The sequence below is a fragment of the Streptomyces sp. NPDC060000 genome, from assembly GCF_042737375.1.
Lineage (GTDB): Bacteria > Actinomycetota > Actinomycetes > Streptomycetales > Streptomycetaceae > Streptomyces.
Genome location: NZ_JBHWUU010000003.1, coordinates 109,889 through 131,075, shown reverse-complemented (window position 1 = coordinate 131,075; position 21,187 = coordinate 109,889). Strand labels below are relative to the sequence as shown.

General features: G+C 67.6%; 20 protein-coding genes. 11 read left to right on the top strand and 9 right to left on the bottom strand.

The window, feature by feature from the left end; all coding sequences use genetic code 11:
• Positions 1 to 64: 64 nt before the first annotated feature.
• Together ACFWBB_RS03425 and ACFWBB_RS03420 are read right to left on the bottom strand one after the other, a co-directional pair.
• Entirely contained in the window at positions 65 to 1,147 is a 1,083-nt protein-coding gene (locus ACFWBB_RS03425; protein ID WP_385266324.1) for an inositol-3-phosphate synthase, read from the bottom strand.
• A gap of 44 nt (positions 1,148 to 1,191) precedes the next feature.
• Positions 1,192 to 1,875: a helix-turn-helix transcriptional regulator gene (locus ACFWBB_RS03420; RefSeq protein ID WP_385266322.1), complete on the bottom strand. Its 684-nt coding sequence runs from the start codon at positions 1,873 to 1,875 to the stop codon at positions 1,192 to 1,194.
• Positions 1,876 to 2,226: 351 nt separating this feature from the next.
• On the opposite strand from ACFWBB_RS03420, the gene ACFWBB_RS03415 reads away from it, so the two are divergent.
• Both ACFWBB_RS03415 and ACFWBB_RS03410 read left to right on the top strand, forming a co-directional pair.
• The gene (locus ACFWBB_RS03415; protein WP_385266319.1) at positions 2,227 to 4,914 is read left to right on the top strand and encodes a transglycosylase domain-containing protein; all 2,688 of its coding nucleotides are present in this window, start codon (positions 2,227 to 2,229) and stop codon (positions 4,912 to 4,914) included.
• A 131-nt stretch (positions 4,915 to 5,045) separates the two neighbouring features.
• Positions 5,046 to 6,545, top strand: coding sequence for a glycosyltransferase family 87 protein (locus ACFWBB_RS03410; protein ID WP_385266316.1), 1,500 nt, complete (start codon positions 5,046 to 5,048; stop codon positions 6,543 to 6,545).
• 116 nt (positions 6,546 to 6,661) lie between these two features.
• On the opposite strand, the gene ACFWBB_RS03405 is transcribed toward ACFWBB_RS03410, so the two are convergent.
• The 3 genes from ACFWBB_RS03405 to ACFWBB_RS03395 all read right to left on the bottom strand — a co-directional run bounded on the left by ACFWBB_RS03405 (position 6,662) and on the right by ACFWBB_RS03395 (position 9,444).
• Positions 6,662 to 7,693 (bottom strand): alanine racemase, encoded by a 1,032-nt coding sequence (locus ACFWBB_RS03405; RefSeq protein WP_385266314.1) that lies wholly within the window; start codon positions 7,691 to 7,693, stop codon positions 6,662 to 6,664.
• A gap of 104 nt (positions 7,694 to 7,797) precedes the next feature.
• Positions 7,798 to 8,919: a peptidoglycan bridge formation glycyltransferase FemX gene (femX, locus tag ACFWBB_RS03400; RefSeq protein ID WP_385266311.1), complete on the bottom strand. Its 1,122-nt coding sequence runs from the start codon at positions 8,917 to 8,919 to the stop codon at positions 7,798 to 7,800.
• Between the two features lie 213 nt (positions 8,920 to 9,132).
• Complete coding sequence (locus ACFWBB_RS03395) at positions 9,133 to 9,444, bottom strand: hypothetical protein (RefSeq protein ID WP_385266309.1); 312 nt, start codon at positions 9,442 to 9,444, stop codon at positions 9,133 to 9,135.
• Between the two features lie 287 nt (positions 9,445 to 9,731).
• Here ACFWBB_RS03395 and rpsF point away from each other — a divergent pair, with 287 nt between their 5' ends.
• From rpsF to rplI, 4 genes are all read left to right on the top strand, one after another.
• On the top strand, positions 9,732 to 10,022 hold the full coding sequence (rpsF, locus tag ACFWBB_RS03390; protein WP_006604399.1) for a 30S ribosomal protein S6: 291 nt from the start codon (positions 9,732 to 9,734) through the stop codon (positions 10,020 to 10,022).
• A gap of 78 nt (positions 10,023 to 10,100) precedes the next feature.
• Positions 10,101 to 10,739, top strand: a complete 639-nt coding sequence (locus ACFWBB_RS03385; protein ID WP_385266307.1) for a single-stranded DNA-binding protein — start codon at positions 10,101 to 10,103, stop codon at positions 10,737 to 10,739.
• Positions 10,740 to 10,821: 82 nt separating this feature from the next.
• Positions 10,822 to 11,058: a 30S ribosomal protein S18 gene (gene rpsR, locus ACFWBB_RS03380; protein WP_020130672.1), complete on the top strand. Its 237-nt coding sequence runs from the start codon at positions 10,822 to 10,824 to the stop codon at positions 11,056 to 11,058.
• Between the two features lie 18 nt (positions 11,059 to 11,076).
• The gene (gene rplI / locus ACFWBB_RS03375; protein ID WP_189923697.1) at positions 11,077 to 11,523 is read left to right on the top strand and encodes a 50S ribosomal protein L9; all 447 of its coding nucleotides are present in this window, start codon (positions 11,077 to 11,079) and stop codon (positions 11,521 to 11,523) included.
• A 141-nt stretch (positions 11,524 to 11,664) separates the two neighbouring features.
• Here the strand turns inward: rplI and ACFWBB_RS03370 are convergent, their stop codons facing one another.
• Positions 11,665 to 13,011, bottom strand: a complete 1,347-nt coding sequence (locus tag ACFWBB_RS03370; protein ID WP_385266303.1) for an MATE family efflux transporter — start codon at positions 13,009 to 13,011, stop codon at positions 11,665 to 11,667.
• 449 nt (positions 13,012 to 13,460) lie between these two features.
• On the opposite strand from ACFWBB_RS03370, the gene dnaB reads away from it, so the two are divergent.
• Together dnaB and ACFWBB_RS03360 are read left to right on the top strand one after the other, a co-directional pair.
• The gene (gene dnaB, locus ACFWBB_RS03365; RefSeq protein WP_328480943.1) at positions 13,461 to 14,939 is read left to right on the top strand and encodes a replicative DNA helicase; all 1,479 of its coding nucleotides are present in this window, start codon (positions 13,461 to 13,463) and stop codon (positions 14,937 to 14,939) included.
• A 56-nt stretch (positions 14,940 to 14,995) separates the two neighbouring features.
• Positions 14,996 to 16,381 carry a serine hydrolase domain-containing protein gene (locus ACFWBB_RS03360; RefSeq protein ID WP_385266300.1) on the top strand — a complete coding sequence of 462 codons (1,386 nt, stop codon included), beginning with the start codon at positions 14,996 to 14,998 and terminating at the stop codon, positions 16,379 to 16,381.
• A gap of 60 nt (positions 16,382 to 16,441) precedes the next feature.
• Here the strand turns inward: ACFWBB_RS03360 and ACFWBB_RS03355 are convergent, their stop codons facing one another.
• Both ACFWBB_RS03355 and ACFWBB_RS03350 read right to left on the bottom strand, forming a co-directional pair.
• A complete protein-coding gene (locus ACFWBB_RS03355; RefSeq protein WP_385266297.1) occupies positions 16,442 to 16,894 on the bottom strand; it encodes a GNAT family N-acetyltransferase in 453 nt (150 codons plus the stop codon).
• Between the two features lie 10 nt (positions 16,895 to 16,904).
• The gene (locus ACFWBB_RS03350) at positions 16,905 to 17,378 is read right to left on the bottom strand and encodes a MarR family winged helix-turn-helix transcriptional regulator (protein ID WP_385266293.1); all 474 of its coding nucleotides are present in this window, start codon (positions 17,376 to 17,378) and stop codon (positions 16,905 to 16,907) included.
• 145 nt (positions 17,379 to 17,523) lie between these two features.
• Between ACFWBB_RS03350 and ACFWBB_RS03345 the strand changes: the two genes are divergently transcribed.
• Together ACFWBB_RS03345 and ACFWBB_RS03340 are read left to right on the top strand one after the other, a co-directional pair.
• Positions 17,524 to 18,750, top strand: coding sequence for an MFS transporter (locus ACFWBB_RS03345; RefSeq protein ID WP_385266290.1), 1,227 nt, complete (start codon positions 17,524 to 17,526; stop codon positions 18,748 to 18,750).
• A 149-nt stretch (positions 18,751 to 18,899) separates the two neighbouring features.
• Positions 18,900 to 19,319 (top strand): heme-binding protein, encoded by a 420-nt coding sequence (locus ACFWBB_RS03340; RefSeq protein ID WP_385266288.1) that lies wholly within the window; start codon positions 18,900 to 18,902, stop codon positions 19,317 to 19,319.
• Between the two features lie 117 nt (positions 19,320 to 19,436).
• On the opposite strand, the gene ACFWBB_RS03335 is transcribed toward ACFWBB_RS03340, so the two are convergent.
• On the bottom strand, positions 19,437 to 20,303 hold the full coding sequence (locus ACFWBB_RS03335) for a GNAT family N-acetyltransferase (protein ID WP_385266285.1): 867 nt from the start codon (positions 20,301 to 20,303) through the stop codon (positions 19,437 to 19,439).
• Between the two features lie 195 nt (positions 20,304 to 20,498).
• Between ACFWBB_RS03335 and ACFWBB_RS03330 the strand changes: the two genes are divergently transcribed.
• A complete protein-coding gene (locus tag ACFWBB_RS03330) occupies positions 20,499 to 21,137 on the top strand; it encodes an HAD family hydrolase (RefSeq protein ID WP_385266283.1) in 639 nt (212 codons plus the stop codon).
• Positions 21,138 to 21,187 lie beyond the last annotated feature (50 nt).

Genomic DNA, 21,187 nt, shown 5'->3' with positions numbered 1-21,187 from the left:
GGGTCAGCCGACCCGGGGACCCTCTCAGCCCTGGCAGGAGCGAATTTTCCGTGCGTGGGCCGAGTTAGCGCTCGACCTCACCGCGGATGAACTTCTCGACGTTGTCGTACGCCTCGTCGTCGAAGTACTGGACCGGCGGGGACTTCATGAAGTACGAGGACGCCGACAGGATCGGGCCACCGATGCCGCGGTCCTTGGCGATCTTCGCGGCGCGCAGGGCGTCGATGATGACGCCCGCGGAGTTCGGGGAGTCCCAGACCTCGAGCTTGTACTCCAGGTTCAGCGGGACGTCACCGAAGGCACGGCCCTCGAGGCGGACGTATGCCCACTTGCGGTCGTCCAGCCAGGCCACGTAGTCCGAGGGACCGATGTGGACGTTCTTCTCGCCCATGTCGCGGTCGGGGATCTGCGAGGTGACGGCCTGCGTCTTCGAGATCTTCTTGGACTCGAGGCGGTCGCGCTCCAGCATGTTCTTGAAGTCCATGTTGCCGCCGACGTTGAGCTGCATGGTGCGCTCGAGCCGGACACCGCGGTCCTCGAACAGCTTCGCCATCACACGGTGCGTGATGGTGGCGCCGACCTGGGACTTGATGTCGTCGCCGACGATCGGGACACCCGCCTCGGTGAACTTGTCCGCCCACTCCTTGGTGCCGGCGATGAAGACCGGAAGGGCGTTGACGAACGCGACCTTGGCGTCGATGGCGGCCTGGGCGTAGAACTTCGCCGCGGCCTCGGAACCGACGGGCAGGTAGCAGATCAGGACGTCGACCTGCCTGTCCTTGAGGATCTGGACGACGTCGACGGGGGCCTCGGCGGACTCCTCGATGGTCTCGCGGTAGTACTTACCGAGACCGTCCAGGGTGTGGCCGCGCTGAACCGTGACGCCCTTGTTCGGGACGTCGCAGATCTTGATGGTGTTGTTCTCGCTGGCACCGATGGCGTCCGAGAGGTCGAGGCCGACCTTCTTCGCGTCGACGTCGAAGGCGGCGACGAACTCGACGTCACCGACGTGGTAGTCGCCGAACTGCACGTGCATCAGACCCGGGACCTTGGACGCCGGGTCGGCGTCCCTGTAGTACTCGACGCCCTGAACCAGCGAGGCGGCGCAGTTGCCCACGCCGACGATGGCTACGCGAACCGAACCCATTCCGGTTGCTCCCTGTGTGTATGAGTGAGGCCCTGAGTGGGCGCTCACGTGGCGGTTTCGTCGGGCAGATCCGCCCCGGGGGTGTCCCCGGGACGGGGCAGGCCGCCCGTCGATCCAGATGTGGTGTTCTGTTGAGCGGACCCCCCGGAGGCAGGACCCTTCAGGTCCCGTCCGGCCCGCTCGCTCTCGATGAGCTCGTTCAGCCAGCGCACTTCGCGCTCCACGGACTCCATACCGTGGCGCTGAAGCTCGAGCGTGTAGTCGTCGAGGCGCTCTCGGGTGCGCACCAGGGAGGCGCGCATCTTCTCCAGGCGCTCCTCCAGCCGGCTGCGGCGGCCCTCCAGTACGCGCATGCGAACATCGCGCGACGTCTGCCCGAAGAAGGCGAAACGAGCGGCGAAGTGTTCGTCCTCGTACGCGTCGGGACCCGTCTGTGAGAGCAGTTCCTCGAAGTGCTCCTTACCCTCCGCCGTCAACCGGTAGACGATCTTGGCGCGGCGCCCTGCGAGTGGAGCGGCGAGGGCGTCTTCATGGGTGTTTCCCGGCTCCTCGATCAACCAGCCGTTGGTGACCAGCGTCTTGAGGCAGGGATAGAGCGTGCCGTAGCTGAACGCACGGAACACGCCCAGTGACGTATTGAGTCGTTTGCGCAGCTCATAGCCGTGCATCGGAGACTCGCGGAGAAGGCCCAGGACGGCGAACTCGAGGATCCCTGCACGCCGGCTCATCGTCGCCTCCTCTCGGCTATGTCGCGCTGATGTATCGACTCGATACATCAAGACGATAGAACGACCTTCCGGATGGGACAAGAGGGGGGATGGTGAACGGGATCACATCACCGATTCGTTGGAGGCGAGTTGCCTGATTTGGGGTGAACCTCGGGGCTGGGCGGGTTTTGACGGTGCGTAGTCTGTGCGCCATGCACACCACCGGGACCCATGAGATGCCGGGGGGCGTCGAGGTCCTCGGTGCAGTACGGGTGAATGCGCGACCGACCGCATCCGTACTTCGGGGGGACAGGAAACCAGCCGCCCTTTCCAGGCGCGCACGGATGCGCCTGCCCGAGGAGTAATCGTTCGATGAGCGAGCACCGTCGCAAACCGCCGCAGCCGCAGGAAGGCGGACGTGCCGCGGCCCGACGCGGCCAGTCCGGTCCGTCCTCCGGCCGCCGCGCGGCACCGCGAGGCGCCACCGGATCTCCTGCCGACTACGGGTTGGGCATCGGGGCCGGCGGCGAGGAGCAGTCGCACGGCAGCCGCGCCGATGCCCGGCGCGGGCCCCAGAGAGACTCGGGCGGGCGGCGCAGAGCGGCCGAGCCCGCAGCAGGCCGTCGCGGCGCCCCGACCGGTCCCGGCCGGGGCAGAGGGCATCCGGCGCCCGACAGCAAGCGACTGATCGACTACCCGCGCGCCGGCAAGTACGGCTGGCAGCGCTGGATGCCGTCGTGGAAGCTTGTCGCGGGCCTGTGCGTCGGCTTCGTGGGCAGCCTGGTGGCCGTGGCGGGCATCGGGTACGCGATGGTGGGCATCCCCGATGTAGCCAAGACGGCGACGGCGCAGAACAACGTCTACTACTGGAAGGACGGCAGCCAGATGGTTGCCACCGGTGGTGAGACGAACCGTCAGAACATCGACCTCTCGCAGATCCCCGAGGAGATGCGCTGGGCGGTGATCTCGCAGGAGAACAAGACCTTCTACGACGACAGTGGCATCGACCCCAAGGGCATCGCTCGTGCCGTGTTCAACATGGCCCGGGGCGGACAGACGCAGGGTGGATCGACGATCACCCAGCAGTACGTCAAGAACGCCATGCTGAACGACCAGTCGCAGACGATCTCCCGCAAGTTCAAGGAGATCTTCGTGTCCATCAAGGTGGGCGCGGAGGTCGACAAGGACCAGATCATGGCCGGCTACCTGAACTCCGCGTACTACGGGCGTAACGCCTACGGAATCCAGGCCGCCGCCCGCGCCTACTTCAACAAGGACGCGATCAAGCTCGACCCGGGCGAGTGTGCCTTCCTGGCCGCCATGCTGAAGGGCGCCACGTACTACGACCCCGCAGGCGCGAGCTCCGTCGACCCCGTCGGCGCCACGGCCACCGCCAACAGCAAGCGGGCCCTGCTCCAGATGCAGGACACCCTCGACAAGATGGTCGAGTACGGCCATCTGAATGCCTCGGTGCGGGCCAAGTACATGAAGCTCCCCGCCTGGCAGAACCCCCGGTCGAACACCGACCTCAAGGGCCAGATCGGCTACCTCGTCGACCTCGCCAACGGTTACCTGGTCACCAACAGCAAGGCGACCGGGATCACTCAGGATCTGCTGCAGCAGGGCGGCTACTCGATCTACACGACCTTCGACAAGAACAAGGTCAAGGAACTCGAGGCGTCGGTCACCAAGGTCCAGAAGGCCAACATCAAGCCGAAGCAACGACCGGACACGGATACGCACGTCCAGTTCGGCGGAGCGTCCGTGGAACCGGACACCGGTGCCATCCGGGCCATCTACGGCGGTGAGGACGCCACCAAGCACTTCACCGACAACGCCGACCAGACCGGTGCCCAGGTCGGTTCGACGTTCAAGCCGTTCGTGCTGGCGGCAGCGATGACCTGGGGTGTGCGCGACAAGGATCTGGGATCGTCGCAGGCGCAGGACGAGCGCACCATCGTCTCGCCCGAGAGTCTGTTCAGCGGCAAGAACAAGCTCAAGATCAAGAACTACGACGGTTCGGTCTGGAAGAACGAGAAGGGCGAGGAGTGGCTGCAGACCAATGACGGCAACGTCTCTCTCGGATCTCCGCCCAACTACAAGATCGACCTGCGTGAGGCGATGCGTGAATCGGTGAACTCCGCCTTCGTGCAGCTCGGCATGGACGTCGGCCTGGACAAGGTGAAGGAGTCCGCCGTCAGTGCGGGCCTGAAGGAGTCCAGCCTCACCAACAGCGGCTTCCCGTCGTTCTCGATCGGCATCTCCGACCCGAGCGCCATCCGGATGGCGGGCGCGTACGGTACCTTCGCCGCGAGCGGCAAGCAGCGTGATCCCTACTCCGTGGAGAGGGTCACGAGCGAGAAGGGCCAGATCTTCACGCACGAGGCCGAGACGAAGCAGGCGTTCACCTCGAAGGTCGCCGACAATGTCACGGACGTCCTGAAGACCGTGGTCGAGAAGGGCACCGGTACCAACGCCCAGCTGCCCGGCCGCGAGGTGGCCGGCAAGACCGGCACCACCGACGGCAACAAGTCGGCCTGGTTCGTGGGCTACACCCCGCAGCTGTCGACTGCGGTCACCATGTTCCGCTACGACGACGACGAGTCGAACAAGAACCGTACGTTCTTGAAGATGTTCGGGACGGGTGGCCAGGAGAAGATTCACGGCGCCTCGTTCCCGGCGCAGATCTGGCACGACTACATGGCCGAGGCGCTGAAGGGCACGCAGCCGAAGGACTTCCCCGAGCCCCAGCCCATCGGTGAGGTCGTCAACGCGGAGCCCTCTCCGACGCCGACTCCTTCGGCCATCGAGACCGAGGAGGAGTCTCCTTCGCCGTCCCCGTCTCCCAGTGAGTCGCAGGTCGAGCCCTCGCCCTCGGTGAGTGAGAGCTGCTCCAACTTCTTCGACTGCGCCGACGACACGGCCGGCACGTCCAACGGGAACGCGAACGGTGGCTCAGGGGAGAACAGCCCGTCACCGACCACCTCGGAGTCGAACAGCGACACCAGAGGAAATACCAGTAACGGCGGCTTCTTCGGAGGAGGAGGCGGCGGCGGCTAGCCGCGCTGTCGTCCGTCTTGGGTGTTTCACGTGAAACATGCGGATGTTTCACGTGAAACGAGGGCCGCTCCACCGAACCAGGTGGGGCGGTCCTCGGCGTTTTCCTAGGTCTGTACGGCAGGATGTCGCCCATGCCCAGTGCAGAATCCACGCCGACGCGCGTGCCCGAGCCGGATCCGGTAAGGCCGACCAGCGATGACCCGGTGGCCGCGGCCGGCAGTGAGCTGATCGGTGGTCCTCTCGGCCGACGCGCCCTGCTGGGGACGTCCTGGTGGACTCCCGTACGGGTCGTCGCGCTAGTGGCGATCGGGATGTTCGCCCTAGGACTGATCCAGAAGGCGCCTTGCTACAACGGCGGCTGGTTCTTCGGGGCCACCTCCCAGTACACGCATGCCTGCTACTCGGACATCCCGCACCTCTACCAGGGGCGAGGCTTCGCCGACGGGCTCGTGCCGTACTTCGACAAGCTGCCCGGCGACATGGACTACCTCGAGTACCCGGTGCTCACCGGCGTGTTCATGGAGGTGGCCAGCTGGCTGACACCGGGCAGCGGCAGCATCCAGGACCAGGAGCAGTGGTACTGGATGGTCAACGCGGGGATGCTGATGGCGTGCGCGGCCGTCATCGCCGTCTGCGTGGCCCGGACGCACGCCCGGCGTCCCTGGGACGGGCTGCTGATCGCGTTGGCGCCCGCCTTCGCGTTGACCGCGACCATCAACTGGGACCTCCTGGCGGTCGCTCTGACGGCCGCGGCGATGCTCATGTGGTCACGGGGCCGGTCCGTTGCCTTCGGTGTCCTGCTGGGGCTCGCCACGGCCGCCAAGCTCTATCCCGTCTTCCTGCTCGGCCCCCTGTTCGTGCTGTGCTGGCGGGCAGGGAAGTGGCGGGACTTCGGCAAGGCTCTGGGCGGTGCGGCCGTCGCCTGGCTGGTGGTGAACCTGCCCGTCATGCTCTTCGCCTTCGAGGGGTGGTCGAAGTTCTACCGGTTCAGCCAGGAGCGGGGTGTCGACTTCGGCTCCTTCTGGCTGATCATGGCGCAGAACTCCAGTGATCCCCTCACCACCGACAGCGTCAACACGCTCGCCACGCTTCTCGTCGTGGTGTGCGCGGTGGGGATCGCCGTGCTGGCGCTCACCGCGCCCCGCCGTCCTCGCTTCGCCCAGCTGGCCTTCCTGATCGTTGCGGCCTTCATCCTCACCAACAAGGTCTACTCGCCGCAGTACGTCCTGTGGCTGGTGCCGCTGGCGGTGCTGGCCAGGCCGAAGTGGCGGGACTTCCTGATCTGGCAGGCGTGCGAGGTCGCCTACTTCGTGGGCATCTGGATGTACCTCGCGTACACGATGAGCGGGGACTCCCACAAGGGCCTGCCGACCGACGGCTACCACTGGGCCATCGGCGTGCACCTGCTGGGGACGCTCTACCTGTGCGGTGTGGTCGTGCGCGACATCCTGATGCCGGAGCGGGACGTGGTGCGGCAGGCGGGGGACGACGATCCCTCGGGCGGGGTGCTCGACGGTGCGGAGGACGTCTTCGTCCTCGGCGCCGCGGCACATCCGCCGCGGCACGCCTCCCACTTCGACGGACCGCAGGTGGACTGGGGTAAGCCGGACACCATCGACAGTTCGCCCTGAGCGAACAGGCCGGGACCGAGGCCTGCGGACCCGGCAATCAACCATGGCAAAAGGCCGTACACGGAGACTCCGTGTACGGCCTTTTGCCGTTGACGCGTTCGCTCGGCGCTCGCGCTTCAGCGGTCCACGATGCGGTCGAACTGGGTGGTGGTGTGCCGCAGATGGGCCACTAGTTCGTCGCCGACGTGCGGCTCCGGCGCGTCCGAGGGCACGAACAGGATGGACACCTGCATGTGCGGCGGCTCGGCGAACCAGCGCTGCTTGCCGCCCCAGACGAACGGCGAAAGGTTCCGGTTCACCGTGGCGAGGCCGGCCCGGGCGACGCCCTTGGCGCGCGGCATGACGCCGTGCAGGGCCTTGGGGGCCTCCAGACCCACCCCGTGCGACGTTCCGCCCGCCACGACCACCAGGAAGCCGTCCGAGGCCGCCTTCTGCTGCCGGTAGCCGAAGCGATCGCCCTTGGCGACCCGCGTGACGTCGAGGACGGCACCGCGGTACTCGGTGGCCTCGTGGTCCCCCAGCCACAACCGCGTGCCGATACGGGCGCGGAAGCGGGTCTGCGGGAACTGCTGCCGCAGCCGGGCGAGTTCATCGGCCTTGAGGTGGCTGACGAACATCGTGTGCAGCGGCAGCCGGGCCGCGCGCAGCCGGTCCATCCAGCCGATGACCTCCTCGACGGCGTCGGAGCCGTCGGTGCGGTCCAGGGGCAGGTGAATGGCGAAGCCCTCGAGCCTGACGTTCTCGATGGCGGCGTGCAGCTGCGGCAGGTCCTGCTCGCTGATGCCGTGCCGCTTCATCGACGACATCACCTCGATGACCACCCGTGCCCCCACGAGGCCGTACACGCCGTCCACCGACGACACCGAGCGCACGACCCGGTCGGGCAGCGGGACGGGCTCCTCGCCACGCCGGTACGGCGTCAGTACCAGCAGGTCGCCACCGAAGAAGTCCTTGATGCGGGCGGCCTCGTACGTCGTGCCGACGGCGAGGACGTCCGAGCCCAGCCGCGTGGCCTCCTCCGCCAGCCGGTCGTGCCCGAAGCCATAGCCGTTGCCCTTGCAGACCGGGACGAGTCCCGGGAACTGCTCCTGCACGTTCTTGTGATGCGCCCGCCAGCGCGCGGTGTCGACGTAGAGGGTGAGCGCCATGGCCGGACCTGGGACCTTTCTCGTGGCTGCGGTGTGGGGGAAACGCGTCAGAGTGTCGGAGGTGTCAGAGGGTGTTCAGAGATATGGAATCACTGAACGTGACGTCAGCGGCGCGACATGTAGATGTCCAGGGCCTTGTGGAGCAGCTTGTTCAGCGGGAAGTCCCACTCGCCGAGGTACTCCGCGGCCTGTCCGCCGGTGCCGACCTTGAACTGGATCAGGCCGAAGAGATGGTCGGACTCGTCCAGCGAGTCTGAGATGCCCCGCAGGTCGTAGACGGTCGCGCCGAGCGCGTAGGCATCGCGCAGCATCCGCCACTGCATGGCGTTCGAGGGACGGAACTCCCGGCCGATGTTGTCGGAGGCGCCGTAGGAGTACCAGACGTGCCCGCCGACGATCAGCATCGTCGCCGCCGACAGGTTCACGCCGTTGTGGCGGGCGAAGTACAGCCGCATGCGGTTGGGGTCCTCGGTGTTGAGGGCCGACCACATGCGCTGGAAGTAGGAGAGCGGGCGCGGCCGGAAGTGGTCCCGCAGAGCCGTGATCTCGTACAGCCGCTGCCACTCCTCGAGGTCGTGGTAACCGCCCTGGACGACCTCGACGCCGGCCTTCTCGGCCTTCTTGATGTTGCGGCGCCACAGCTGGTTGAAGTTCTTGTGGACCTCTTCAAGGGAACGGTTCGCCAGCGGCACCTGGTAGACGTAGCGCGGCTGGACGTCGCCGAAGCCGGCGCCGCCGTCCTCGCCCTGCTGCCAGCCCATGCGGCGCAGCTTGTCGGCCACCTCGAAGGCGCGCGGCTCGATGAAGTCGGCCTCGATGTCGCGCAGTCGCTTCACGTCGGGGTTCTGGATGCCGGCCTTGATGGAGACGGCCTCCCAGCGGCGGATGATCACCGGCGGGCCCATCTTCACCGAGAAGGCGCCCTGCTGCTTGAGGTGCGCGAGCATCGGTTCCAGCCACTCGGTCAGATTCGGCGCATACCAGTTGATGACCGGGCCCTCGGGAAGGTAGGCGAGGTAGCGCTTGATCTTGGGCAGCTGGCGGTAGAGGACGAGACCCGCGCCGACCAGTTCGCCGGTCCGCTCGTCGAACCAGCCGAGGCTCTCCGAACGCCACTCGGCCTTGACATCGGCCCAGGCCGGAACCTGCATGTGGCTCGCCGACGGCAGGCTCTGGATGTATGCCAGATGCTGCTCACGGCTGATCGTCCTCAGGGTCAGGCTCATTCGGGGCGCTCCTCGGGCTGGGGTGTCCCCATGGGTACAGGGGCTCCGGCTCTCGCGCCGAAGCCTACTGCGCCTGGCGAGCGGCCTGACTGGGCGCATGGAACCTGCGCCCCGGCCTGTGCGCGGCCGGGGCGTTCCGTCCTGATTCGTAGGTTTCCTACGTGTCTTTCGGAGCGAACGGGGTCCGTGGTGCGGGCACCGGCGCCGCCGCGGTCACCAGAGTCCGCCGAAGAGGCCGCCGTGGGCCATGCCGATGAAGAAGCCGACGCCCGCGGCACCGAGACCCAGGATCAGACCGAAGCGCTCACGGGTGGTCTCGGAGATCCACTGTCCGTACGCGCCGGTCAGGATTCCCACCAGGCCCGCCCAGGAGCTGAGCAGATGGATGCTGTGGAAGAACGACGTGATGAAGGCCGTCAGGCCGAGCACCAGCGTCACCGCGAGCAGAGTGTCCTGGAGCGGATGGGCTTTGCCGTCGGTGGCGAAGAGAGAACCGGCGGTATTGGGTCGCAATGCCTGTGCCATGTGGCACCTCCTGCGGAAGGCGGCGCATCGTAGCGCCATACACACCCGACGTGTACAGACTGACGGTCATCCACGCCGGATTTCAACCGGAAGCGTGTGTGCAGGTAGTCTGTACCGTCTGCACCGGTGTCTGCCCAGGCATAGCCAGGGTGTCCGTCCAGCTCACAGCAGGGAAGTCGCCAGCCGACCCCCGATTGTCAGTGGCGGCCGATACCGTTGCGTACGCATCACAACCCTCCTGCCACGGATCGACCGTGGCCGCTGAGTCCAAAGGAGGTGGGTTCCACATGCGTCACTACGAAGTGATGGTCATCCTCGACCCCGATCTCGAGGAGCGCGCTGTCTCCCCGCTGATCGAGAACTTCCTCTCCGTCGTCCGTGAGGGCAACGGCAAGGTGGAGAAGGTCGACACCTGGGGCCGTCGTCGTCTCTCGTACGAGATCAAGAAGAAGCCCGAGGGCATCTACTCGGTCATCGACCTGCAGGCCGAGCCTGCGGTCGTCAAGGAGCTCGACCGCCAGATGAACCTGAACGAGTCGGTCCTCCGGACCAAGGTCCTCCGTCCCGAGACCCACTGAGCTCTCCAGCTCAGCTGATCTCGGGATTCTGAGTAGCAGCACAAGCAGCCAGCAGCAAACCCGCCGAGAGGTTTTTCCATGGCAGGCGAGACCGTCATCACGGTCGTCGGCAATCTTGTCGACGACCCCGAGCTGCGCTTCACCCCCTCCGGTGCGGCGGTCGCGAAGTTCCGTGTCGCGTCCACTCCCCGCACCTTCGACCGTCAGACGAACGAGTGGAAGGACGGCGAGAGCCTGTTCCTGACCTGCTCGGTCTGGCGTCAGGCGGCGGAGAACGTCGCGGAGTCGCTCCAGCGAGGCATGCGCGTCATCGTGCAGGGTCGGCTGAAGCAGCGGTCCTACGAGGACCGTGAGGGCGTCAAGCGCACGGTCTACGAACTGGACGTCGAGGAAGTCGGCGCCAGCCTGCGCAGTGCCACGGCCAAGGTCACCAAGGCCTCCGGCCGCGGTGGCCAGGGCGGCCAGGCTGGTTACGGCGGCGGTGGCGGCGGTCAGGCCGGCGGCGGCTGGGGTGGAAACTCCGGCGGCGGCCAGCAGGGCGGCGGAGCTCCCGCCGACGACCCGTGGGCGACCGGCGCTCCCGCCGGTGGCAACCAGGGCGGCAGCGGTGGCGGCGGTGGCGGTGGCTGGGGTGGAAGCTCCGGCTCCGGCTCCGGCTCCGGCGGCGGTGCCGGCGGCAGTGCCGGCGGCGGCTACTCGGACGAACCCCCCTTCTAGGCCGTTGAGGCCCGGGTTTCCGGGCCCGAACGGATCGAAGGCGGGTCGTATCCCAACTTCTTGATCACACAGGAGAAACACCATGGCGAAGCCGCCTGTGCGCAAGCCTAAGAAGAAGGTCTGCGCTTTCTGCAAGGACAAGGTCACGTACGTGGACTACAAGGACACGAACATGCTGCGGAAGTTCATTTCCGACCGTGGCAAGATCCGTGCCCGCCGCGTGACCGGCAACTGCACGCAGCACCAGCGTGACGTCGCCACGGCCGTCAAGAACAGCCGTGAGATGGCGCTGCTGCCGTACACCGCCCAGGCGCGATAAGGGAAGGGTGACCGACAAATGAAGATCATCCTCACCCACGAGGTCTCCGGCCTCGGTGCCGCCGGCGAAGTCGTCGACGTCAAGGACGGCTACGCTCGCAACTACCTGATCCCGCGGAACTTCGCTATCCGCTGGACCAAGGGCGGCGAGAAGGACGTCGAGCAGATCCGTCGCGCTCGCAAGATCCACGAGATCCAGACCATCGAGCAGGCCAACGCTGTGAAGGCCCAGCTCGAGGGCGTGAAGGTCCGTCTGGCCGTGCGCTCCGGCGACGCCGGTCGTCTCTTCGGTTCCGTCACCCCGGCCGACATCGCTTCTGCGATCAAGGCTGCCGGTGGCCCCGAGGTCGACAAGCGCCGCATCGAGCTCGGCTCGGCGATCAAGACTCTGGGCGCTCACGAGACGTCCGTGCGTCTGCACCCCGAGGTTGCCGCCAAGGTCAACATCGAGGTCGTCGCGGCCTGATCGCTGCGCTCGGCTTGCAGAGCTGAGAAGGGGGCCGCACCCAATGGGTGCGGCCCCCTTCTTCGTCTGCTTGTTTCACGTGAAACGCTCGGTTCCACGCGATCGGGCACTTCGCAGGACTGGCTGTTTCACGTGAAACGGTCAGCGGGTAGCGCCGGTGATGACCCAGCGGCCGGAGCGGGCTCGCAACCAGAGGGTGAGCATCCGGACCGCCATCATCAGTGTCATCGCTCCCCATACTGCGGTGAGGCCACCACCCAGAACCGGCACCAGCAGAGCCACCGGAGCGAAGACCGCCAGGGTGAGCACCATGGCCCAGGCGAGATAGGGGCCGTCCCCAGCACCCATCAGCACTCCGTCCAGTATGAAGACGACGCCGCAGATGGGCTGGGAGAGCGCCACCACGAGAAGAGCGGGCAGTGCTGCGTCCTTCACCGCCGGGTCGCTGGTGAAGAGCGGCAGGAACAACGGTCGGGCCATGACGACCAACAGGCCGAGCGCGATACCTACGGCGATGCCCCACTCGACCATGCGTCGGCAGACGTCACGGGCGCCCTGGGCGTCGTCCGCACCGAGATAGCGTCCGATGATGGCCTGCCCGGCGATGGCGATGGCGTCGAGAGCGAAGGCCAGCAGACTCCACAGGCTCAGAGCGATCTGGTGCGCCGCGATGTCGTTGTCCCCGAGACGGGCGGCCACGGCGGTGGCGATCATCAGAATCGCCCTCAGTGAGAGGGTGCGGACCAGCAGCGGAACCCCGGCCTGGGCGGAGGCCCTGATGCCGACAGCGTCGGGCCGCAGTGACGCGCCATGGCGCCGGGCTCCCCGGACCACCACCGCGAGGTAGACCAAGGCCATGCCCCACTGGGCGATCACGGTGCCCCAGGCAGAGCCGGCGATGCCGAGGCCCGCGCCATAGACGAGGCCGGTGTTCAAGGCGGCGTTGGTGACGAAGCCCGCGACGGCGACGTAGAGCGGAGTCCTCGTGTCCTGGAGCCCACGCAGGACACCGGTCGCGGCCATGACGACGAGCATGGCAGGGATGCCGAGCGCGGAGATGCGTAGATAGGTGATCGCGTAGGGAGCGGCAGCGTCCGAGGCGCCGAAGAGTTGCACCAGCGCAGGGGCGGCGGGCAGGACGGCCGCGATCACGCCGGCGCCGAGCAGCAGAGCCAGCCAGATGCCGTCCATGCCCTGGCGGATGGCTTCCGGAAGGTCGCCGGCACCCACGCGACGCGCGACGGCGGCAGTGGTCGCGTAGGCGAGAAAGACGAAGACGCTGACGGCCGTCATGAGAAGGGCTGAGGCGACTCCGAGTCCGGCCAGTTGGGCGGTGCCCAGATGGCCGACGATGGCGCTGTCGGCCATGACGAAGAGCGGCTCGGCGACGAGCGCGCCGAAGGCCGGGACGGCCAGCGCGACGATCTCTCGATCGTACTGTCGCCGAGTGGCCCTGGGGGGCGCGGGAGCCTGTGTCATGACCGCCAATCTAATCGTCCACAGGTAAGAGATGCAATTGCCTTATGACCCTTACCGCCTCTGGACTGGCGCCTCCTTTGGTGCGCCGTTCGAAGAGATCTTGGCCCGACCGGGCAACTTTTTCTTCTGCACAGCCAGTGGATGGGGAAGGTGCAGGTCAGAGACGCTTCGTTAGAAAAGTCGAGGGCTTGTTCACATGGCTGTCCACCGGGTCGTGCACAGGTTTTGCGGAGTTCTCCACAGCATCCGGGCCGTCGTCCACATGGCCTGTGGATAACCAGATTGGCTGACGGTGCCTGCGGGCCTACCGTGGTCCGGCGTGTGCTCCGTCCGTCGGCCGACGAAACCCTCGTAAAACCGGCGCGTACTAAACGGAGTTAGCGCTCTCAATTGTCAGTGCCGTGCCGTAGACAGAAGGCATGGCGAGGTCCGCTCGGCGGACGGGAGGAGGTTGCTCGGTGAGCATTTCCGAGCCCTTGGACGACCCGTGGGCCGACAGCGGGCCCAGTGATCGTCTGCCTCCTGCCCGGCGGCGTGGCGACGGCGGGCGCGGCCGTGATGAACAGCACGATCGCGGCCGGGACAGTGGTGAGTGGGAAGGCGGAGGCACCGCCTTCGAGCGGGTACCGCCGCAGGACCTCGACGCCGAACAGTCCGTCCTCGGTGGCATGCTCCTGTCCAAGGACGCCATCGCCGACGTGGTGGAGGTCCTCAAGGGCCACGACTTCTACAAGCCCGCGCACGAGACGATCTACCAGGCGGTCCTTGACGTCTATGCCAAGGGCGAACCGGCCGACCCCATCACGATCGCCGCCGAACTCACCAAGCGCGGCGAGATCAACAAGGTCGGTGGCGCGTCCTATCTGCACACCCTTGTTCAGACGGTGCCGACGGCCGCCAACGCCGAGTACTACGCGGAGATCGTCCACGAGCGTGCCGTACTGCGCCGCCTAGTCGAGGCCGGAACCCGTATCACCCAGATGGGATACGCGGGCGACGACGACGTCGACGAGATCGTCAACCGTGCCCAGGCCGAGATCTACGCGGTCACCGAGCAGCGCACCAGTGAGGACTATCTCCCGCTCGGCGACATCATGGAGGGCGCCCTCGACGAGATCGAGGCGATCGGCTCGCGCAGCGGCGAGATGACCGGTGTGCCCACCGGTTTCACGGACCTCGACTCGCTCACCAACGGTCTGCACCCGGGCCAGATGATCGTCATCGCTGCCCGTCCCGCCATGGGCAAGTCGACGCTCGCGCTGGACTTCGCGCGCGCGGCTTCGATCAAGCACAACCTGCCGAGCGTCATCTTCTCCCTGGAAATGGGGCGCAACGAGATCGCGATGCGTCTGCTGTCAGCCGAAGCCCGCGTCGCCCTGCACCACATGCGTTCCGGCACCATGACGGACGAGGACTGGACCCGCCTGGCGCGCCGGATGCCCGAGGTCTCCTCAGCACCGCTGTACATCGACGACTCCCCGAACCTGTCGATGATGGAGATCCGCGCCAAGTGCCGCCGGCTGAAGCAGCGCAACGACATCAAGCTCGTGATCATCGACTATCTCCAGCTGATGCAGGCCGGTGGTTCCAAGCGCTCCGAGAGCCGCCAGCAGGAAGTCTCGGACATGTCCCGTAACCTCAAGCTGCTGGCCAAGGAGCTGGAGGTCCCGGTGATCGCGCTCTCGCAGCTCAACCGTGGTCCCGAGCAGCGCACGGACAAGAAACCGATGGTGTCCGACCTGCGTGAGTCCGGCTCCATCGAGCAGGACGCCGACATGGTCATCCTGCTGCACCGTGAGGACGCCTACGAGAAGGAGTCTCCGCGCGCCGGCGAGGCGGACATCATCGTGGGCAAGCACCGTAACGGCCCGACCGCCACGATCACCGTCGCCTTCCAGGGCCACTACTCGCGCTTCGTGGACATGGCGCAGACCTGATCCTCTCTGTGCGGAATGTGCTCGACGCCGGTCGCGTGGACGGGTGGACTGAGCCCATGACGAGATCTCAGGAAGAGTTGCTTCCCGGAACCCAACGAGCCCTGCTGCACCGGATCGCCGTGGCTCAGGCCGAAGGACGGGCTCCGTCCCTCGTCGCCGCGGTCGTACGCGACGGGCGGGCCGTGTGGCACGGGGCGCGGACCTCGGTCGACGGGCACGCACCGGACGAGAACGTGCAGTACCGGATCGGCTCGATCACGAAGACCTTCACCGCAGTGCTCGTACTGCGGCTGCGCGACGAGGGAGTGCTCGACCTCGCGGACCCGCTGGAGAAGCACCTGCCGGGGACCGGGGCGGGGGAGGCCACGGTGGCCGAACTGCTCGCCCACACCGGTGGGCTGGCGGCCGAATCGCCCGGGCCGTGGTGGGAGCGGACCCCGGGTTCGCTGCGGCCCGAGCTCGCCGACGTCCTGGGCGACCAGACCGCCCCGCATCCCGTCGGCCGCCGTCACCACTACTCGAACCCCGGCTACTCACTCCTGGGCGCCCTGGTGGAAGGGCTCCGTGGCGCACCCTGGGAAGAGGTTTTGCGGCGTGAAGTGCTCGAACCTCTGGGCCTCGACCGTACGACTGTCCGCCCGCAGACCCCGGCTGCGGGCGGCTGGGCGGTGCATCCCTGGGCCGACGTGCTGCTCCCCGAGCCCGCCGAGGACTTCGGACGGATGGCCCCGGCCGGCCAGCTCTGGTCCACGAGCGGGGACCTCGCGCGATTCGCCGCCTTTCTGGCCCGGGGCGACGACCGCGTACTGAGCGCGGAAACCCTGTGCGAGATGTGGACGCCTGCGGCTCCGGCCGGGCCGGCGGATGTGGCGGAGGGTGCCACGTACGGGCTCGGGCTGCAGATCCAGCACCGGGACGGCCGGTTGCTCGTGGGCCACTCCGGCTCGGTGCCGGGCTTTCTGGCCACCCTCACCGTCGGTGTGGCGGACGACGTGGCCGCTGTGGTGCTCGCCAACTGCACGTCCGGGCTCCTGACGTCCCAGGTGGCCGCCGATCTCGTACGTATCGTCGCCGAGGCCGAGCCACGGATTCCCGAGCCTTGGCGTCCGCTGCGGGAGGTGGATCCCACCGTCCTGGAGTTGGCGGGCCAGTGGCACTGGGGGACCAGCCCCTTCGCCCTGCGGGTGGCGGCCGACGGGCTGGTCTCCCTGGAGCCGCTGTCCGGCGCGGGCAGGCGCTCCCGGTTCAGGCCGAACGGGGACGGCACCTGGACCGGCTTGGAGGGCTACTACGCCGGCGAGCTTCTGCGGGCCGTACGGCGGCCGGACGGGAGCGTGGACCACCTGGACCTCGGGTCGTTCGTGTTCACGCGTCAGCCGTACGACGAGCGGGCTGCCGTGCCCGGCGGCGTCGACGCGGAGGGGTGGCGGGGTATCGGCTGACCGCCGATCAGAAGGAAGCGCCCTGTTTCACGTGAAACAGGGCGCTTCCTTCTGCTGGTTTCAGAGTTGCAGTTTGAAGCCCACGTGGGAGGCGACGAAGCCGAGGCGCTCGTAGAAGCGGTGGGCGTCGGTACGTGCGTTGTCGGAGGTCAGCTGCACCAACTGGCAGTTCGCGCGGCGGGATTCCTCGATCGCCCACTCGATGAACAGGGTGCCCAGTCCGCTGCCGCGCTCGTCGGCATGCACCCGCACGCCTTCGATGATCGACCTGGTCGAACCGCGGCGGGAGAGGCCGGGGACGATCGTCAGCTGAAGGGTTCCGACGACGCGTCCCTCGCGGACGGCGACGACGAGACGCTGGTTCGGGTCGGCGCTCAGCCGTTCCAGGGCCGTCAGATAGGGGCTGAGATCGTCCGGCGTCTCGCGCTGCGCACCCAGGGGGTCGTCCGCCAGCATGGCCACGATCGCGGGGACGTCCTCGGCGACGGCGGCCCGTATTTCAAGATCTCCCATGCCCGCAACCCTATGCGCCGATGGGGGCGACGGGCGCCTTCAGGGACTCCACGACCTGGACCAGGGGTGCCAGTTCAGGGTTCCTCGCGGCTTCGTCGAGTGCCTCGCGCAGAGCCGCGTCATTGGTGGGACGGGCTTCGGCGAGCAGCTTCAGCCCGGTTTCGGTGACGTTGGTGTAGATGCCACGGCGGTCGGTGGGGCACAGGTAGCGCTCGAGGAGCCCGCGGTCCTCGAGCCGGGTCACGAGCCGCGTGGTCGCACTCTGACTGAGGACGACCGCGTCGGCCACCTGCTTCATCTGGAGATGCCCTCCGTCGCCGTCGTGCTGCCGGCTGAGCACATCGAGCAGGGAGTACTCGCGCACGCTCAGGTCGTGCCGGGTCTGGAGCGCGCGCTCGATGTGAGCCTCGATCCTCCCGTGCAGCAGGGAGAGGGCGCACCAGCCCTGGGCGAGAGCGGTGAGTGCGGGGTCCGTCGCAGTCATGGGGGTTCTCCTCCGTCCCGGAGCGGGGCTGTCCCCAGGATAGAGCAATCCCGCAATAGACGGCGTTTGCATGTAACCCGCGTCTGCAAGTATTGTGGGCGCACGTTAAGCGCATCTGCAATCGTCTGGGAAGGTGTTACCCCCTATGCCTCTCGCGCTTCTGGCTCTCGCGATCGGGGCCTTCGGAATCGGGACGACCGAGTTCGTGATCATGGGGCTGCTGCCCGAGGTCGCGGGCGACTTCGGTGTCTCCATCCCCACGGCCGGCTTCCTCGTGACCGGCTACGCGCTCGGTGTCATGTTCGGCGCCCCGCTGATGACCGTCCTCGGCACCAAGGTTTCCCGCAAGCGGATGCTGATGCTGCTGATGGGCCTGTTCATCGTCGGCAACCTGCTCTCCGCCGTCGCCCCGTCGTTCGCCGTGATGCTGATCGGCCGAGTGGTCGCCTCGCTCGCCCATGGTGCGTTCTTCGGTATCGGCTCGGTCGTTGCCGCGGACCTCGTCGCACCGGACAAGAAGGCCCGGGCCATCGCGATGATGTTCACCGGCCTCACCGTCGCCAACGTCGTGGGGGTACCGCTGGGCACTCTCGTCGGACAGAACGTCGGCTGGCGCGTCACCTTCGCCATTGTCGCCGTACTCGGCGTCGTGGGCCTGGCCGGCATCGCCAGGCTCGTGCCCGAGATGCCGCGGGCCGACGGCGTGCGCCTGCGGCACGAACTGGCCGCCTTCAAGAACGCCCAGGTGCTGCTCGCCATGGCGATGACCGTCCTCGGCTTCGGCGGTGTCTTCGCGGCCATCACCTACATCGCGCCGATGATGACCCACGTGGCCGGATTCGCCGACGAATCGGTCACCTGGCTGCTGGTCCTCTTCGGGCTCGGCATGGTCGGCGGCAACCTCGTCGGCGGCAAGTACGCCGACCGCGCGCTGATGCCGATGCTGTACGTCTCCCTGGGCGCCCTGGCGGTCGTCCTCGCGCTCTTCACGCTGACCGCCCACAACAAGGTCTTGGCGGCCGTCACGATCGCCCTGATCGGCGCCCTGGGCTTCGCCACCGTCCCGCCGCTGCAGAAGCGGGTCCTGGACCAGGCCCACGGCGCGCCGACGCTGGCGTCCGCGGTCAACATCGGCGCCTTCAACCTCGGCAACGCACTGTCCGCCTGGCTCGGCGGCCTCGTCATCGCCGCCGGACGGGGCTACACCGCCCCGAACTGGGTCGGTTCCGCCCTCGCCGCAGGTGCCCTGCTCCTCGCCGTCGTCTCGGCCGCGCTTGAGCGCCGCGACAACACCCGTGGCGATGCCGGTGCCCCCGGTGCCGTCGTCACCGGGGGAACGCCCGGCGAGCGGCAGACGGCCGTCCAGCGGTGAAGTCCGCCGGCCACCCCACCGAGCGGGGGCCGTCCCGGCGGACCGACGCCCGGCCGTCATCCGCGGCGGTGCTCGACCGCACCGATCGCGGCAGCACCGAAATCACCGGCAATGCCGGACTCCCGTCCACACCGCAAGGAGAAGTCCTCATGAGCACCACCATCGTCGCTCCCCTGACCATCCACGACGCCGAAGCCCTCGTCACCGCCGCCCGTCGTGCCGCCGAGGCCGCCGGGGCCACGGTCAGCGTCACCGTTCTGGACGCGGGCGGCCATCTGCTGGCCTTCCGGCGTGATGACCGGGCCGTACTGATCTCCGGGGAGACGAGCACGCGCAAGGCGTACACGGCGCTTCAGCTGAACGCCCCCACCGCCGACCTCGTCGACGCCGTGCAGCCCGGCGGCCCCTTCCACACCCTGCCCACCGCGCTCGACCGGCCACTGCTGTTCATCGCCGGTGGTGTGCCGGTGCGTCGCGACGGCCGTCTGATCGGCGCGGTCGGGGTCGGGGGCGGGGCGCCGGAGCAGGACCACGGCTTCGCGGCAGCCGCCGTGGAGTCGCTCGTCTGACCTGGCGTGGCCACGAAGAACGCCGGTTCCCGCCCCTCACGGGGAACCGGCATTCCTTCGCGTCTTCCGCCTTCGTATCTCCCGCCTTCGTATCTCCCGCCTTCGTGTCCTCCGGCTTCAGCCGGCCGCCACGGTCAGCGGCGCGAACCGGCGGCGCCAGTCGCCCGGCAACTCCGCGATCCCCTGGGCCATCACGGCGTTGAAGGCGACGGATTCCAGGCCCCGTGCCTTCACCCACGTCAGCAGTTCCTCGTGCCGTACGTCGATATCGGTGCGCAGCGGCCGGTCGGTGCGGGCGGCGAGGGAGGCCAGCAGTGCTTTCGCGGTCGCCGTGTCCCTGGCGATGAGCGGACCCACGACCTGGGTGTCCATGTTGGGCCAGGCGGCCGCGTAGCCGATGATGCGGCCCTCGTCCTCGGCAACCCGCAACTGGTCGGCGAAGGCGGGAAGACGGGTGATCACATGGGTGCGTTCGGTCCCGAAGACCTCCTCGTCGATCCGGAGGATCGCGATGAGGTCCTCGGCCGTGGCCGCACGGGTGACGACGTCCGAAGCCGGTCCGCCCGGCGTGAAGCGCCCCTGCACCATTTCCGCCCGGCCTGTGATCTTGAAGCCCAACTTCTCGTAGAGCGGGCGGCCGTTCGGTGTGGCGTGCAGGGTCAGCGGGGTGGTGCCCATCAGCGAGGCAACGTGCCGCATCAGCCGTCGACCGATGCCCTGCCGGGCGTGCCGCTCGGCGACCAGCACCATGCCGATGGCGCCGAGGGCAGGACGGCCGTGCGGGCCGTACTCGGTGACGACGCAGGCGCTGACGAGCCCCCCGTCGGGGTCGTCGATGCCGTACCCCGTTCCGGCCGAGAGGAGGAAGCCCCACTTGTGCTCCTCGCGCGGCCACCCCCGGTCCTCGGACAAGTCGGCGCAGGCGGTGAGATCACGGTGCGTCAGACGGCGAATGGGCAGCGCGGTGAGGGAAGGAGTCGGCACGCAGGTCAGGCTGTCCGACCAGTACCCTCGGCGTCCACCCGTTTCCCCTGGGACGGACGTGCTTTTGGCCATGTCGCGGCCCACCGCGCAATGCGTCGGCAGCGAGGGAGAGTGTTTCACGTGAAACAGCGGCGAATGGTGCCTCTGGAGAAGCATTCTCAGAGAGGTGACAGGACTCCCCACTAGCCTCGGGCCATGGCGAGACTTCACCTCTTCGACCTTGACGGCACGCTGCTGCACGGCACTTCCGCGCCTTTGGAGATTTCACGGCAACTCGGCGTGGAGGCCGCGACGGTGGTGCTTGAGCAGTCGATCTCAGCGGGGTTGATAGGGCCGCCGGAGTACGCGACACAGGTGTGTGACCTCTGGGCACCGCTCACGGAGGAACATGTGACGGCGGCGTTCGAAGAGGCGCCGTGGCTGGCACGCATCCGCGATGTCTGGGCGGAGATCAGACGCAGAGGAGAGTACTGCGCCGTCGTCTCGCTCTCGCCTTCCTTCTTCGTGGAAAGACTCACGGGCTGGGGCGCCCACGCGGCCTATGGATCCCGTTTCCCGGCGCTCCCTTTCGCCGAGCCCGTGGACCCGGCGGGAGTGTTGAGCGCGGCAGCGAAGGTGCTGATCGCCGACCGGCTGTGCACTGAGTTCGGAGTGACCCGGGAAGACTGCGTGGCGTACGGCGATTCGCTCTCCGACAAGGATCTGTTCGGGGCTGTTCCGGTCTCCGTGGCGGTCAACGCGGACCGCCATCTGTCGGGCCTCGCGACCCACTCCTACGTGGGGAAGGATCTATGGGGTGCCTATGAATTGGTGTGTGCTACGACGACTGGTTGAGGAAAACCCCAGGTCGAATGCCGAGCGCGTTCCGGGGGTGCGAGAGGGGT

What these genes read in the sequence shown, in the direction of transcription:
- ACFWBB_RS03405 (WP_385266314.1), bottom strand. Translation starts at nt 7,693, where the DNA reads ATGGCGCTCACCCTCTACGTCGACACCGCGCGCTGGCGGGCGCATCAC.
- ACFWBB_RS03360 (WP_385266300.1), top strand. Translation starts at nt 14,996, where the DNA reads ATGACGAGATCTCAGGAAGAGTTGCTTCCCGGAACCCAACGAGCCCTG.
- ACFWBB_RS03355 (WP_385266297.1), bottom strand. Translation starts at nt 16,894, where the DNA reads ATGGGAGATCTTGAAATACGGGCCGCCGTCGCCGAGGACGTCCCCGCG.
- ACFWBB_RS03350 (WP_385266293.1), bottom strand. Translation starts at nt 17,378, where the DNA reads ATGACTGCGACGGACCCCGCACTCACCGCTCTCGCCCAGGGCTGGTGC.
- ACFWBB_RS03395 (WP_385266309.1), bottom strand. Translation starts at nt 9,444, where the DNA reads ATGGCACAGGCATTGCGACCCAATACCGCCGGTTCTCTCTTCGCCACC.
- ACFWBB_RS03345 (WP_385266290.1), top strand. Translation starts at nt 17,524, where the DNA reads ATGCCTCTCGCGCTTCTGGCTCTCGCGATCGGGGCCTTCGGAATCGGG.
- ACFWBB_RS03420 (WP_385266322.1), bottom strand. Translation starts at nt 1,875, where the DNA reads ATGAGCCGGCGTGCAGGGATCCTCGAGTTCGCCGTCCTGGGCCTTCTC.
- rpsR (WP_020130672.1), top strand. Translation starts at nt 10,822, where the DNA reads ATGGCGAAGCCGCCTGTGCGCAAGCCTAAGAAGAAGGTCTGCGCTTTC.
- ACFWBB_RS03415 (WP_385266319.1), top strand. Translation starts at nt 2,227, where the DNA reads ATGAGCGAGCACCGTCGCAAACCGCCGCAGCCGCAGGAAGGCGGACGT.
- ACFWBB_RS03330 (WP_385266283.1), top strand. Translation starts at nt 20,499, where the DNA reads ATGGCGAGACTTCACCTCTTCGACCTTGACGGCACGCTGCTGCACGGC.
- rpsF (WP_006604399.1), top strand. Translation starts at nt 9,732, where the DNA reads ATGCGTCACTACGAAGTGATGGTCATCCTCGACCCCGATCTCGAGGAG.
- ACFWBB_RS03425 (WP_385266324.1), bottom strand. Translation starts at nt 1,147, where the DNA reads ATGGGTTCGGTTCGCGTAGCCATCGTCGGCGTGGGCAACTGCGCCGCC.
- rplI (WP_189923697.1), top strand. Translation starts at nt 11,077, where the DNA reads ATGAAGATCATCCTCACCCACGAGGTCTCCGGCCTCGGTGCCGCCGGC.
- femX (WP_385266311.1), bottom strand. Translation starts at nt 8,919, where the DNA reads ATGAGCCTGACCCTGAGGACGATCAGCCGTGAGCAGCATCTGGCATAC.
- ACFWBB_RS03340 (WP_385266288.1), top strand. Translation starts at nt 18,900, where the DNA reads ATGAGCACCACCATCGTCGCTCCCCTGACCATCCACGACGCCGAAGCC.
- ACFWBB_RS03385 (WP_385266307.1), top strand. Translation starts at nt 10,101, where the DNA reads ATGGCAGGCGAGACCGTCATCACGGTCGTCGGCAATCTTGTCGACGAC.
- ACFWBB_RS03410 (WP_385266316.1), top strand. Translation starts at nt 5,046, where the DNA reads ATGCCCAGTGCAGAATCCACGCCGACGCGCGTGCCCGAGCCGGATCCG.